At 64.6% G+C, this 14,211-nt stretch carries 12 protein-coding genes; 9 read left to right on the top strand and 3 right to left on the bottom strand.

Annotated elements, in window-relative coordinates; translation table 11 throughout:
- Nucleotides 1–61 precede the first annotated feature (61 nt).
- The 9 genes from CBW50_RS21215 to CBW50_RS21175 all read left to right on the top strand — a co-directional run bounded on the left by CBW50_RS21215 (nucleotide 62) and on the right by CBW50_RS21175 (nucleotide 12,773).
- Nucleotides 62–3,760 (top strand): nitrate reductase subunit alpha, encoded by a 3,699-nt coding sequence (locus CBW50_RS21215; protein WP_086147386.1) that lies wholly within the window; start codon nucleotides 62–64, stop codon nucleotides 3,758–3,760.
- Nucleotide 3,761: 1 nt separating this feature from the next.
- Complete coding sequence (narH, locus tag CBW50_RS21210; protein ID WP_086147385.1) at nucleotides 3,762–5,312, top strand: nitrate reductase subunit beta; 1,551 nt, start codon at nucleotides 3,762–3,764, stop codon at nucleotides 5,310–5,312.
- Between the two features lie 9 nt (nucleotides 5,313–5,321).
- Nucleotides 5,322–5,990, top strand: coding sequence for a nitrate reductase molybdenum cofactor assembly chaperone (narJ, locus tag CBW50_RS21205; RefSeq protein ID WP_226935621.1), 669 nt, complete (start codon nucleotides 5,322–5,324; stop codon nucleotides 5,988–5,990).
- A gap of 34 nt (nucleotides 5,991–6,024) precedes the next feature.
- Nucleotides 6,025–6,711 (top strand): respiratory nitrate reductase subunit gamma, encoded by a 687-nt coding sequence (narI, locus tag CBW50_RS21200; RefSeq protein ID WP_086147383.1) that lies wholly within the window; start codon nucleotides 6,025–6,027, stop codon nucleotides 6,709–6,711.
- A gap of 139 nt (nucleotides 6,712–6,850) precedes the next feature.
- Nucleotides 6,851–7,612: a peptidylprolyl isomerase gene (locus tag CBW50_RS21195; protein WP_086147382.1), complete on the top strand. Its 762-nt coding sequence runs from the start codon at nucleotides 6,851–6,853 to the stop codon at nucleotides 7,610–7,612.
- 88 nt (nucleotides 7,613–7,700) lie between these two features.
- On the top strand, nucleotides 7,701–8,687 hold the full coding sequence (gene moaA, locus CBW50_RS21190) for a GTP 3',8-cyclase MoaA (RefSeq protein ID WP_086147381.1): 987 nt from the start codon (nucleotides 7,701–7,703) through the stop codon (nucleotides 8,685–8,687).
- Between the two features lie 162 nt (nucleotides 8,688–8,849).
- The gene (locus CBW50_RS21185) at nucleotides 8,850–10,751 is read left to right on the top strand and encodes a type IV pili methyl-accepting chemotaxis transducer N-terminal domain-containing protein (protein WP_086147380.1); all 1,902 of its coding nucleotides are present in this window, start codon (nucleotides 8,850–8,852) and stop codon (nucleotides 10,749–10,751) included.
- A 22-nt stretch (nucleotides 10,752–10,773) separates the two neighbouring features.
- The gene (locus CBW50_RS21180; RefSeq protein ID WP_086147379.1) at nucleotides 10,774–11,436 is read left to right on the top strand and encodes a response regulator; all 663 of its coding nucleotides are present in this window, start codon (nucleotides 10,774–10,776) and stop codon (nucleotides 11,434–11,436) included.
- A 125-nt stretch (nucleotides 11,437–11,561) separates the two neighbouring features.
- Nucleotides 11,562–12,773, top strand: coding sequence for an NnrS family protein (locus CBW50_RS21175; RefSeq protein WP_086147378.1), 1,212 nt, complete (start codon nucleotides 11,562–11,564; stop codon nucleotides 12,771–12,773).
- A gap of 7 nt (nucleotides 12,774–12,780) precedes the next feature.
- On the opposite strand, the gene CBW50_RS30235 is transcribed toward CBW50_RS21175, so the two are convergent.
- From CBW50_RS30235 to CBW50_RS29470, 3 genes are all read right to left on the bottom strand, one after another.
- Nucleotides 12,781–12,906: a hypothetical protein gene (locus tag CBW50_RS30235; RefSeq protein ID WP_264296471.1), complete on the bottom strand. Its 126-nt coding sequence runs from the start codon at nucleotides 12,904–12,906 to the stop codon at nucleotides 12,781–12,783.
- A 79-nt stretch (nucleotides 12,907–12,985) separates the two neighbouring features.
- On the bottom strand, nucleotides 12,986–13,978 hold the full coding sequence (locus tag CBW50_RS21170) for an HD domain-containing phosphohydrolase (protein ID WP_086147377.1): 993 nt from the start codon (nucleotides 13,976–13,978) through the stop codon (nucleotides 12,986–12,988).
- The coding region (locus CBW50_RS29470) for a hypothetical protein (protein ID WP_172404845.1) at nucleotides 13,975–14,211 on the bottom strand (237 nt) is incomplete at its 5' end. The genes CBW50_RS29470 and CBW50_RS21170, both read right to left, overlap by 4 nt.

Genomic DNA, 14,211 nt, shown 5'->3' with positions numbered 1-14,211 from the left:
CATCCTGCTTGCAGCGTTTTTATGACCTGGCGCCGCTCCTGCGGCGCAATGTGGAGGTAGCATGAGTCACTTTCTGGACCGTCTTAAATTTTTTAGCAAGCCCGCCGAGCCGTTTTCAAACGGCCATGGCACCGTGGTCGATGAAGACCGCACCTGGGAAAACGCCTACCGCCAGCGCTGGCAGCACGACAAGATCGTGCGTTCCACGCATGGCGTGAACTGCACCGGCTCGTGCAGCTGGAAGGKGTATGTCAAGAATGGCCTGATCACCTGGGAAACCCAGCAAACCGATTACCCGCGCACGCGGCCCGACCTGCCCAACCACGAACCGCGCGGCTGCCCGCGCGGCGCCAGCTATTCCTGGTATGTGTATTCGGCCCAGCGCGTGAAATATCCGATGGTGCGCGGCCGCCTGATGGAAATGTGGCGCGAAGCGCGCAAGACCATGGACCCCGTCACGGCCTGGGACTGGATCAGCCAGGATCCCGTGCGTTCGCAGCAGTACAAATCCATCCGCGGCCTGGGCGGCTTCGTGCGCGCCACGTGGGAAGAATCGAATGAAATCATCGCCGCCGCGAATGCGCTGACGATCAAGAAATACGGCCCGGACCGCATTATCGGCTTCTCGCCGATTCCCGCCATGTCCATGGTCAGCTATGCCTCCGGCACGCGCTATCTGTCGCTGATCGGCGGCGTGGCCCTGAGTTTTTATGACTGGTACTGCGACTTGCCGCCAGCCAGCCCGCAAGTGTGGGGCGAGCAGACGGACGTGCCGGAATCGGCCGACTGGTACAACTCGACCTACCTGATGGTGTGGGGCTCGAACGTGCCGATGACACGCACTCCCGACGCCCACTTCTACACGGAAGTGCGCTACAAGGGCACGAAAACCGTGGCCATCTCGCCCGACTACGGCGAAATGGTGAAGTTCGGCGACATCTGGCTGGCGCCCAAGCAGGGTACCGACGCCGCGCTGGCGCTGGCCATGGGCCACGTGATCCTCAAGGAATTCCACTCGGAAGGGCAGAGCGCCTACTTCCGCGACTATGCGCGCCAGTACACGGACTTCCCCATGCTGGTGCTGCTCAAGGAGCATAACGGCACCCTGGTGCCCGATTACTTCCTGCGCGCTTCGCACCTGGACAACAATCTCGACGAAACCAACAATCCGGAATGGAAAACCCTCGTCATCGATGAAACCACGGGCGCCATCACGGCGCCGGCCGGCTCCATCGGCTTTCGCTGGGGCGAGTCGGGCAAGTGGAACCTGGAGCAGAAGGCGGGCGGCAGCGGCGCACCCATCGTGCCGATGCTCTCCATGATCAATGACAGCGACGCCGTCACGGAAGTGGGTTTTGCCTACTTCGGCGGCAAGGACGCGTCCGACATGCTGCTGCGCAAGGTGCCGGTGAAAACCATCCGCCTGGCCGACGGCACGACGGGCCTCGTCACCACCGTGTTCGACCTGACCCTGGCCAACTACGGCATCGACCGTGGCCTCGGCGGTGCCAATGTCGCGGAAAGCTATGACGACGACGTGCCGTACACCCCCGCGTGGCAGGAAAAGCACACGGGCGTGAAACGCGCCGACGTCATCACCGTGGCGCGCCAGTTCGCGGAAAACGCCGACCAGACGCGCGGCAAGAGCATGGTCATCGTGGGCGCCGGCCTGAATCACTGGTACCACATGGACATGACGTACCGCGGCATCATCAACATGCTGATGATGTGCGGCTGTATCGGCCAGTCGGGCGGCGGCTGGGCCCATTACGTGGGCCAGGAAAAGCTGCGTCCGCAAACGGGCTGGACGCCTTTGGCCTTCGCCCAGGACTGGGTGCGTCCGATGCGCCAGATGAACGGCACCTCGTTCTTCTATGCCCACACGAGCCAGTGGCGCCACGAAAAGCTGGAAACGGGCGACATCGCCTCGCCATCGGCGGCCGGCGGCACGGGCGACCTGACCCTGCTCGATTACAACGCCAAGGCCGAGCGCATGGGCTGGCTGCCATCGGCGCCGCAGCTGCAGACCAATCCGCTGGAAGTGGCCAAGGCCGCCAAGGCGGCAGGGCAGGCGCCGGCCGCGTATGCGCTCGACCAGATCAAGGCGGGCCAGCTGCAGTTCTCGTGCGACGACCCGGACAATCCGGCCAACTTCCCGCGCAATATGTTCGTCTGGCGCTCGAATATCCTGGGCAGCTCGGGCAAGGGCCATGAATACTTCCTGAAATACCTGCTCGGCACGCAGAACGGCTTGCTCAGCGATGAAGACGACTGCATCACGCCGAAGCAGGTGAAGGTGCGCCCGGCCGCCGAAGGCAAGCTCGATCTGCTGGTGGTGCTGGATTTCCGCATGTCGACCACCTGCCTGTATGGCGACGTGGTGCTGCCGACGGCCACCTGGTACGAAAAGGATGACTTGAACACCTCGGACATGCATCCGTTCATCCATCCGCTGTCCGAAGCCGTGCAGCCGCTGTGGCAATCGAAGTCGGACTGGGAAATCTACAAGGGGCTGGCCGAGAAATTCTCGGAAATCGGCGGCGATTTGCTGGGCACCCAGCAAGACATCATCCTTACCCCGCTGATGCACGATACGCCGGGCGAACTGGGCCAGCCTTTCGATCCCAAGGACTGGCGCGCCGGCGAATGCGATGCCATCCCCGGCAAGACCATGCCGAACATGACGGTGGTCGAGCGCAATTACCGCGACGTCTACAAGAAGTTCACCTCGATCGGACCGCTGCTGGAAACCATCGGCAATGGCGGCAAGGGCATTTCCTGGAAGACGGGCCATGAAGTCGAGGTACTGCGCGGCATCAACCGCACGGTGCTCGATGAAGGCGTGTCGCAGGGCCAGCCGCGCCTCGATACGGCCATCGATGCGGCCGAGATGATCCTGTCGCTGGCGCCGGAAACGAATGGCCACGTGGCCGTCAAGGCCTGGGCCGCGCTGTCCGCCATCACGGGACGCGAGCATACGCACCTGGCGCTGCCGCGCGAACATGACAGCATCCGCTTCCGCGACGTGCAGGCGCAGCCGCGCAAGATCATTTCGTCGCCCACCTGGTCGGGCCTGGAAAGCGAAGAAGTCAGCTACACGGCCGGCTATACCAACGTGCATGAACTGATTCCTTGGCGCACCCTGACGGGCCGCCAGCAGTTCTACCAGGATCATTTGTGGATGCGCGACTTCGGCGAGGGACTGTGCGTGTACAAGCCGGCCATCAACACGAAGACGACGGAGGCGCTGCTGGGCACCCGCCCGAACGGCAACAAGGAACTGGCGCTGAACTTTTTGACGCCGCACCAGAAGTGGGGCATCCACTCCACGTATTCGGACAACCTGCGCATGCTGACCCTGTCGCGCGGCGGACCGCACGTGTGGCTGTCGGAGACCGACGCGAAGGCGGCCGGCATCGTCGACAACGACTGGATCGAAGTGTTCAACGTGAACGGCACCCTGACGGCGCGCGCCATCGTCAGCCAGCGCATCCCGGCCGGCATGACGATGATGTACCACGCCCAGGAAAAGATCATCAACGTGCCTGGCGCCGAGATGACGGGCAAGCGGGGCGGCATCCATAACTCGGTGACGCGCGCCGTGCCCAAGCCGACGCACATGATAGGCGGCTACGCCCAGCTGGCCTACGGCTTCAATTACTACGGCACGGTGGGCTCCAACCGCGATGAATTCGTATTGGTGCGCAAGATGAACAAGGTTGACTGGCTCGAAGGCCCGTTGCAGGAACAAGGAGCATAGTATGAAAATCAGAGCGCAAATCGGCATGGTGCTGAACCTGGACAAGTGCATCGGCTGCCACACCTGTTCCGTCACCTGCAAGAACGTGTGGACCAGCCGCGACGGCGTCGAGTACGCATGGTTCAACAACGTCGAAACCAAGCCCGGCATCGGCTATCCGAAGCAGTGGGAAAACCAGGATAAGTGGAATGGCGGCTGGCGCCGCACGGACGCGGGCAAGATCGAGCCGCGCCAGGGCAGCCGTTTGAAGATCCTGGCCAATATCTTCGCCAATCCGAACCTGCCCGCCATCGACGAGTACTACGAGCCGTTCACCTACGACTACGAGCACCTGCAAAGCGCGCCGCTGTCGCAGACGCCGCCGACGGCCCGTCCCATCTCCGTGCTGACGGGGAAAAAGATGGAGAAAATCGAGTGGGGTCCGAACTGGGAAGATGACCTGGGCGGCGAGTTTGCCCAGCGCAGCAAGGACAAGCTGTTCGACAACATGCAGAAGGAGATGTACGGCACGTTCGAAAACACCTTCATGATGTACTTGCCGCGCCTGTGCGAGCATTGCCTCAATCCGACGTGCGTGGCGTCCTGCCCGTCCGGCTCCGTGTACAAGCGCGAAGACGACGGCATCGTGCTGATCGACCAGGACAAGTGCCGCGGCTGGCGCATGTGCATCTCCGGCTGCCCGTACAAGAAGATCTACTACAACTGGTCGTCCGGCAAGGCGGAAAAATGCACCTTCTGCTTCCCCCGCATCGAAGCGGGCCAGCCTACCGTGTGCTCGGAAACGTGCGTGGGCCGCATCCGCTACCTTGGTGTGCTGCTGTACGACGCCGACAAGATCGAGGCTGCCGCCTCCGTGCCGCAGGAGCAGGACCTGTACCAGGCGCAGCTGGACCTGTTCCTCGATCCGCACGACCCGGCCATTATCGCCGAGGCGCGCCGCCAGGGCATCCCTGACCTTTGGCTGGAAGCGGCCGTCAAGTCGCCCGTCTACAAGATGGCCGTCGAGTGGAAAGTGGCGTTCCCGCTGCATCCCGAATACCGCACCTTGCCGATGGTGTGGTACGTGCCGCCGCTGTCGCCGATCCAGGCGGCCGCCGAATCGGGCAAGCTGGGCGTGAACGGCATGCTGCCGGACACGCAAAGCCTGCGCATTCCCGTGCAGTACCTGGCCAATTTGCTGACGGCCGGCGACCAGCCGCCCATCGTCTCGGCGCTGGACCGCATGCTGGCCATGCGTGCCTACATGCGCAGCAAGACCGTCGAGAAGGTGGAAAACCTCACGGTTCTCAAGCAAGTGGGATTGACCCAGGCGCAGGTGGAGGACATGTACCACATCATGGCCATCGCCAACTACGAAGACCGCTTCGTCATCCCCAGCAGCCACAAGGAAATGGCCGAGGACAGCTTCAACGAGAAGGGTTCGTGCGGCTTCAGCTTCGGCAACGGCTGCTCGGACGGCAGCAGCGAACCGACCTTGTTCGGCAAGAAAAAACACGGTTCGGCCATCTTCATGCAGATGCCGAAGTCGCGCAAAACGGCGCCAGGCGCTTAAGGAGACGATATGACACACGCTATGCATCACTATCAAGTCCTCTCGCGCCTGCTGTTGTACCCGGAGCCTGAGCTGATCGCGCACCTGCCGCAGCTCGATACGGCACTGGAAGCGACGCCCGAGTGGCAGGCGCTGCTGCGCCCGCTGCTGGCGCATCTGGGAAGCAGCACCCTGATCGACCTGCAGCAGCAGTACGTGGCCACGTTCGACCGCAATCCGTCGCACTCGCTGCACCTGTTCGAGCATATCCACGGCGAATCGCGCGACCGGGGCCAGGCCATGGTCGACCTGATGGAGGAATACAAGCGCCACGGCCTGCAGATGGTGGGCGACGACTTGCCCGACTTCGTGCCCCTGTTCCTGGAGTTTTTGGCGCAGCTCGACGAGGAAGTCTCGGCGCCGCTGCTGGGCGACGCCGTCCACGTGCTGGCGCACATCGGCCGCAAGCTGACGGCCAACGGCAGCCCGTATGCGCCCGTCTTCACCTTGCTCGAACGCCTGAGCCCCGTGGCGGCAGAAATGCTGGCCGAACCGCCGGTGCGCGACATGGATGAAGCGCTGGAAACCTTCGGTCCCGGCGCGGACGGCGTCGAGCCGCTGCTGCGCCAAGGTCTGGGCCAGGTCGCAGGCGGCGTCCATCCCGTGCATTTTCACCCGCAGCCGCGGCGCGCCGCCTAAATGGCCCACTGCGCCCGCATGAGGAGAGTACATCATGAGTAATTATTTGCATCAATTTGTGTATGGCATTTATCCATACATCGCGCTGGCCATCTTTTTCCTGGGCAGCCTGATCCGTTTCGACCGCGAGCAATACACGTGGAAGTCCGATTCCAGCCAGCTGCTGCACCGCGGCAGCCTGCGCCTGGGCAATATCCTGTTCCACATCGGCATCATCGGCCTGCTGTTCGGCCATGCTGCCGGCCTGCTTACCCCCGTCTGGGTGTGGGATACGCTGGGCGTGTCGCATAGCCTGAAGCAGGGCGTGGCCATGGCGGCCGGCGGCGTGATGGGCGGCCTGTGCCTGGCCGGCATCCTGATCCTGCTGGCGCGCCGCTTCGGCAATGCACGGCTGCGCGCCGTCACCACGGCCGGCGACAAGCTGGTGATGGCGTGGATCCTGCTGACCTTGTTGCTGGGCCTGTCGTCGATCTTCGTCTCGGCGTCGCACATGGATGGCCACATGATGGTCTTGCTGATGCACTGGGCGCAGCACATCGTGACCTTGCGCGGCGACGCGGCCAGCTTCATCGTCGACGCGCCGCTGGTGTTCAAGCTGCACCTGTTCATGGGCATGTCGCTGTTCGTCATCTTCCCGTTCACCCGCCTGGTGCACGTGTGGAGCGGCTTCGGCGCCGTCGGATATCTGGGCCGCGCTTATCAGCTGGTGCGCCGCCGCTAAAAAACGCCATGAAAAATCTACTGCGCGTAGCGATTTGCGGCCAGCGATGCTCACTGTGCATCCGCACAGCTGCGCTTCTCAGCCGTAACTCATCTCCGCTCGCTACGATTTTTCAGGCTATTTATGGAAGGAAAGTAAGATGGGAATCTCCGTCAATGGCATCGATATCGACGATGCCGACATCGCGCAGGAACTGCCGCATCACGACGGCGCCGGCAACCCGTTGAAACAGGCCGTGCATGAACTGGTGCTGCGCAGGCTGCTGCTGGACGAGGCCGAACGCCTCGGCGTGCCGGGCGCCAGCGATGACGACCGCATCGAGGCGTTGTTCGCGCAGGAAGTGCGCGTGCCACCCGCCGACGATGCGGCTTGCCGCACCTTTTATGCGCAGCGCCCGCAGCTGTTTCGCAGCGGCGCGCTGGTCGAGGCGCGCCACATCCTGTTCCAGGTGACGCCGGAAGCTCCCCTGGAGCTGCTGCGCACGACGGCGCAAGCCGTGCTCGACGCCTTGAAGCTGGCGCCCGAGCGCTTCGGCGAACTGGCGGCACAGTACTCGAATTGCCCGTCCGGCGCCCTGGGCGGGAGCCTGGGCCAGCTGTCGCCGGGCCAGAGCGTGCCGGAGTTCGACGCGCTCGTGTTCCGCCTGGAAGAGGGCGCGCTGGCCGGCCACTTGCTGGAAACGCGCTTCGGTTACCACATCGTGCAGGTGCAGCGCCGCGTTGAAGGCCAGGCCATTCCCTACGAGGCCGTGCAGGCACAGATCGCCGACCGCCTGTCGCGGGCGGCATGGCAGCGCGCCGTGCACCAGTATCTGCATTTGCTGGTGGGACGCGCAGAGATTGCCGGTATCGAACTGGAAGGTGCCAGCGTCGAAGGCACAGCCAGCCCGCTGGTGCAATAGCTAAAAAGGCGTAGGCCGCTAGGCCTTCTGGGGCACAGCCAGATTCTGCCCCAGCCTTTACAATCAAGGAAGAAACAGGAGTTGTATCATGGGTAGCGTCAAGTTGAAGGACCGTTTTGGCCGATCGATCGACTATGTGCGGCTGTCCGTCACCGACCGTTGCGACTTGCGTTGCAATTATTGCATGCCCAAGGGGTTTCGCGGTTTCGAGGAACCGAAGGACTGGCTGACGTTCAATGAGATCGAGCGCCTGCTGGGCATTTTCGTGCGCCTCGGCACGCGCCGCGTGCGCCTGACGGGCGGCGAGCCCCTGTTGCGGCGCAATCTGCCCGAGCTGGCGCACAGGCTGTCCGCGCTGCCCGGTCTGGACGACCTGTCGCTGTCGACCAACGCCACCCAGCTGGGCAAGCACGCCGTGGCCTTGCGCGCGGCGGGCGTGGACCGCATCAACGTCAGCCTCGATTCGCTGGACCGCGCTTGCATGCAGCAGATCACGGGGCGCGACAGCCTGCAGCCCATTCTAGACGGCCTGATGGCGGGCAAGGCGGCCGGTTTCGACCCGATCAAGATCAATATGGTGGCCATGCGCGGCGTTAATGACGGCCAGATCGAGGCCATGGCGGCCTTCTGCATCGAGCAGCAGTTTATCCTGCGCCTGATCGAAGCCATGCCGATGGGCAGCACGGGGCGCAATGCCAGCTACATGCCGCTGGGCCCCGTGCGCGAGCGCCTGGCGGCCCGTTTCGGCCTGGTGCAGCAGGCGGTGGAACTGGGTGGCGGGCCGGCGCGCTACATGGCGACCCCCGATGGACGCTCGAGCATCGGCTTCATCACGCCCATGTCGCAGCATTTTTGCGCCACCTGCAACCGCGTGCGCCTGTCCGTCGATGGTACCCTGTACCTGTGCCTGGGCCAGGAAGAGAAATTCGCGTTTGGCCCCATGCTGCGCGGCGGGGCCACGGATGCAGAGATCGAGGCGGCGATCCGCGCCGCCATCGAACTCAAGCCGCAGCAGCATGATTTCAATACGCAGCCGGACAAGATTATCCGGTTCATGGCGCAGACGGGCGGCTAGCATGGACAACTGACCAAACCTGCTGCGCGGCGCGCTTTGCGGCCCGCGATGCTCACCGTACTAGAGTACGGTTGCGCTTCCCGGCCACAGATCACTGCCGCTCGCTACGGTTTTGCCAGGTGTCGTGGCGCCAGGGGTGTGCTTGTTAAGGCAAAAGGAACTATGAAATTGAAGGCGATGTTTTCCTCCTGGCAGAAGCTGTCGACCAAGATCGTCGGCGCGCTGCTGCTCATGCTGGTGCTGGCCTTGAGTGCCATCGGCTGCACCCTGTTCTTGTCGTGGCAGCTCGAAGGCAGTTCGGCGGCCATCAACGAGACGGGCCGGCTGCGCATGCAAACCTATCGTTTGACCTTGCTGATCGCCAGCGACGCCGGCCAGCAGGCGCAGCGCCAGGTACTGCTCATCGACGAGACCCTGGCCAAGATCGCCCACGGCGATCCGCAGCGCCCCTTGTTCCTGCCCCCCAGCACCGCCATCAAGGCGGAATTCGAGCGCATCGGCCTGGACTGGCGCGGCAGCCTGCGTCCGGCCGCGCTGGCGGCCGATTCGGCCGCGCGCGCGCGCCAGTTCGAGCACGAAGCCGATACCTTTGTCGGCCGGGTCGACCAACTGGTGCGTCTGATCGAACACGACAGCGAACAGCGCACCTTCTGGCTGCGCGCTTCGCAGCTGATCCTCGTGGGCATGGCCGTCATCGGCACCGTCAGCATGATTTATCTGATGTTCATGCTGATCATCGAACCGGTGACGCGCCTGCGGCTGGGCATGCAACGCATGAAGGAGCGCGATTTCAGCGTGCGCCTGGCCGTCGAGAGCAATGACGAATTCGGCCAGCTGGCCAGCGGCTTCAACCAGATGGCCGACCGCCTGCAGGCGCTGTACGGCAACCTGGAAGAGGGCGTGCGCAGCAAGACGGCCACCCTCGAATACCGCAACCGCGAACTGGCGCTGCTGTATGAAAGCGCGGCCTTTTTGCAGCGCCCGCAGCCCCTGGAAGACATTTGCGGCGGCTTCATGCAGCGCATCGTCGATTATTTCGAAGCCGACGGCTCCACCGTGCGCGTGCTCGACGCCGAGCGGGGCAACCTGCACATGGTGGTGCATACTGGCCTGTCCGAGGAACTGGTGGCGTCCGAGCATTGCCTGAAGGTGGGCGACTGCCTGTGCGGCACGGCCGTCGAGATGAAGGTGGCGAAGGTGCACGACATGCGCCGCATCGACAAGGCGCACGAGCTGCGCTGCCACCGCGAGGGCTTTGCCACCGTCTCCGTCTTCCACATCCACGCGCACGAGCAGCACCTGGGCTTTTTCAACCTGCATTTCCGCCATGCGCGCGTGTTCTCCGCGCGCGAGCTGGCCTTGCTGGAAACCCTGGGCCAGTTGCTGGGCATCGCGCTGGAAAACCTGCGCCTGGCCGCGCGCGAGCGCGAAATGGCCATTTCCGAGGAGCGCAATCTGGTGGCGCAGGGCCTGCACGACAGCATCGCGCAAAGCCTCAATTTCCTCAACCTGCAGGTGCAGATGCTCGACGACTCCGTGCGTAACGCCCGTTTCGACGAGGTGGCGGGCATCGTGCCGGCCCTGCACGCGGGCGTGAAGGAAAGCTACGAGGACGTGCGCGAACTGCTGGCGAACTTCCGCAGCCGCCTGATGGAGGACGACCTGATCGGCTCATTGCGCGCGGCGGTGGACAAATTCCGCCGCCAGACGGGCATCGACGCCGAACTGCTGGCAGATGTCGACGGCGCGCCATTCCCCCGCGAGCAGCAATTGCAGCTATTATTCATCGTGCAGGAAGCGCTGTCGAACATCCGCAAGCATGCCCAGGCCAGCCACGTCGAGGTGCGCCTGGCCGATCACCAGGACTTTACCCTGACGATCAGCGACAATGGCGTCGGCTTCGACGCCGCCGCCGTGCTGGAAAAGGGCGACAGCCATGTCGGCATCCACATCATGCGCGAGCGCGCGCAGCGCATCGAGGCCACGTTCGACGTGCATGCCTGCCCTGGCGGCGGCACCACGGTCGAACTGCATTTGTCGCGCGAGCAGCGCCGCACCGCCTAAGCCACTATCAGAAAGTACAAAAATGGAGACTCCCGATAAACCGATCACCGTCATGCTGGTGGACGACCACGCGCTGTTCCGCAGCGGCATACGCTCGCTGCTGCAGCGCCACACGGAGTTTTCCGTGGTGGGCGAGGCCGCCGATGGCGTCGAAGGCATCAAGCGCGCCATCCAGCTGCAGCCCGACGTCGTGCTGCTGGACCTGAACATGGCCGGCATGTCCGGCGTGGAAGCGCTGCAGCTGATGCAGCACGACTGTCCCGACACGGCCATCGTCATGCTGACCGTGTCCGAAGACGCCGAAGACCTGGCCACGGCCCTGCGCGCGGGCGCTTGCGGCTACCTGATCAAGAACATCGACGCGGACTACCTGGTGCGCGCCATCCGCCGCGCGGCCGCCGGCGAAGTCGTCATCGCCGAAGCGATGACGGGCAAGCTGGTGGCCCAGCTGCAGGCGGGCACGCGGCGCGAGGAGCCCGTGTCGGAGCTCGACAAGCTCACGCCGCGCGAAAAGGAAATCATCGACTGCCTGTCGCGCGGCGAAAGCAACAAGGGCATCGCGCGCACGCTGGACCTGGCCGAAAGCACGGTCAAGATCCACGTGCAGAACGTGCTGAAAAAACTCAACCTCACCAGCCGCGTGCAGGCGGCCGTGTACGCGGTCGAGCACCGCCAGGGCAAGTAGCCGAGTAGATGGGGTCTGACCCGCCGGGCCGGACCCCATGGATATTATCTCTAGTCCTTTATGCCGATGGCGGTGTTCGCGCTTTTAAAGTAGTATATTGAATATATCTTTAGCGCGAGTCCATCATGGCCATCACCCCGATCAGCGAACCATCTTCTTCTCCCGCCGCCACCGGCGCCGCTCCCTGGCACGCCGGCCACGCCGTCTGGCAGCTGGGTTTCCGCCCGTTCTACCTGCTGGCGGCCGTGTTTGCGGCCATCAGCATTCCGCTGTGGCTGGCCAGCTATTCCGGCGTGCCGGCTGGCGGCCTGCAGGTGGGCCTGGGCTGGCACATGCACGAGATGGTATTCGGCTTTGCCGTGGCCGTCGTCGTGGGCTTTTTGTACACGGCGGGGCGCAACTGGACGGGCTTGCCGACGCCGCGCGGGGGGGCGCTGATGGCGCTGGTCGGCCTGTGGCTGGCCGGGCGCGTGGCCATGCTGTGCTTTCCAGGCGTGGCGGCGGCGCTGGTCGACTGGGTGTTCCTGCCGCTGGCCGCCTGGCCCCTGTACCAGGTGCTGCGCCGTTCGGGCAATACGCGCAACCTGTTCCTGGTCGGTTTGCTGGCGTTACTGGCGCTGGCCAACGGCCTGTTCCACGCGGCCGTGCTGGGCTGGCTGCCGCTGTCGCTGTTCATGCCCGTGCAGGCGGCCATCTTCATCATCGTGCTGATCGAATCGGTGATCGGCGCGCGCGTCATCCCCATGTTTACCCGCAATGGCGCACCTGGCAGCACGCCCGTGGCCAGTCCGCAGCGGGCCATGATCGCCGTGGCCTGCATGGCGGCCGCCGCGATTGCCTGGCTGGCCGGTGCGCCGGGCGCGGTGACGGCGCCGCTGGCCTTGTGCGCGGCAGCCGTATCGCTGGCCAATCTGCTGGCCTGGCAGCCGCAGCGCACCGTGCGCGTGCCGCTGCTGTGGATTTTGCACCTGTCGTATGCGTGGATAGGCATCGGTTTTGCGCTGCTGGCGGCCGCCAGCCTGCACCTGCTGCCGGCCAGCGCCGCGTTTCACGCGCTGACGGTGGGATCGATGGCGGGACTGATCATCGGCATGATGACGCGCACCACCCTGGGCCACACGGGGCGGCCCCTGCAGGGCGGCAGGTCAGAGGCGGGCATGTACTGGCTGATCCAGCTGGGCGCGCTGGCGCGCCTGCTGGGCGCCGTCGGCCCCGCTCCGCTGCTCATGCCCGCGCTGCTGGCGGCAGGCCTGTGCTGGACGCTGGCCTTCGTGCTGTATGCCGTCGTGTATGCGCCTTACCTGTGGCGCGCCCGGGTGGATGGGCGCGAAGGTTGAACCGCCGTCAGAAAGGACGCCAGGCCAGCAGCTTCTTGATTTCCGGCGCCCAGTAGGACAGCGATTCGCCCACGACGAACAGCAGCATGCCCAACATGAAGGCCTTCAGCAGCAAATCCCTGCACCAGATCATAGCGTTCCCCAAATTTTCATGTTGGCAAGTTTACCATCGGTGTGCGCATCCATGGTGACTTTCTGGTATGGCGCCGGCGTCATGCGACTGTCTCCACGTCGTCGAACTGCTCCTTGATCGCCAGCAGTTGCGGCATCAGTTCGACGAACAACTGCGCCAGCCAAGGGTCGAAATGGCTGCCGGCGCCCGCTTTCAGGTGGGCGATGATGTCGTCGACGGGCCAGCCCGGCTTGTAGGGGCGGCACATGCTGAGCGCGTCGAAGACGTCGGCCAGGGAGACGATGCGAGCCGATTGCGGTATCTCTTCGCCGCGCAGTCCGTCCGGATAGCCGCTGCCGTCCCATTTCTCGTGGTGGCGCAGCGACACCTCGGCCGCCAGGCGGAAAACGGGTGCCTCGCTGCGCGACAGGATGTCGTAGCCGATTTTCGGATGCGTGCGCATGATGGCCCATTCGGCCTCGTCGAGCGGCCCCGGCTTGCGCAGGATGGCCTGGGGAATGCCCAGCTTGCCCATGTCGTGCATGGCGGCGGCCAGCTTGAGCCGGGCGCAGCGTTCGGCATCCCAGCCGGCGGCGCGGGCCAGGGCTGCCGCATAGGCGGCCATGCGCCAGATATGCTCGCCCGTGTCCGTATCGTTGTAGTGACCCGCATGACCGAGCATCTCGATGGCGTCGCGGTAGCTGCGTTCGAGTGCCGTGGCGCGCACCAGCGACAGGTGGGCCGCCACGCGGGCGCGCACGATGGGCGCGGAAACGGGCTTGACGATGTAGTCGACGGCGCCCGCCTCGAAGCCGGCCGATTCCTGCTGCGTGCCGCCGTATGCCGTGACGAAGATCACCTGCATCGCTTGCGTGGGATCGATCTGGCGCAGCTGGGGGCACAGCGCATAGCCGTCGATGTCCGGCAGGCCCACGTCGAGCAGCACCAGCGCCGGGCGGTGCTTGAGCACGGCCGCCAGCGCATCCCTGCCATTGCAGGCGAAGACCAGGTGGTACGCGTCGGCCAGGATGGAGCGCAGCAGGCTCAGGTTGGTCGGCTCGTCATCGACCACCAGCACGGTCGGCAGCTTCATCCCGGCACTCCCGCCGCCAGGCTGTCGGCCAGCTGGCGCGTGGCCCGCTCGGCGCCGCGAAAATCAAAGTCGGCAAGATGACTGCGCAAGGCGTCGAGGCTGCCCGCTGGCAGCACCTGCCCGAGCTCCTGCAGCAGCGCTTCGGCCGGCGCCGGATCGTCGCGGTCGAGCGCGTCGAGCAGGCGCGCCAGCAGCACGCCGGCCGGCGCGCTGGCGGCCGTGGCAGGCTGGCC

Source organism: Janthinobacterium sp. GW458P, from assembly GCF_002127585.1.
Lineage (GTDB): Bacteria > Pseudomonadota > Gammaproteobacteria > Burkholderiales > Burkholderiaceae_D > Janthinobacterium.
This window is presented reverse-complemented; position numbering and strand designations above follow the sequence as displayed.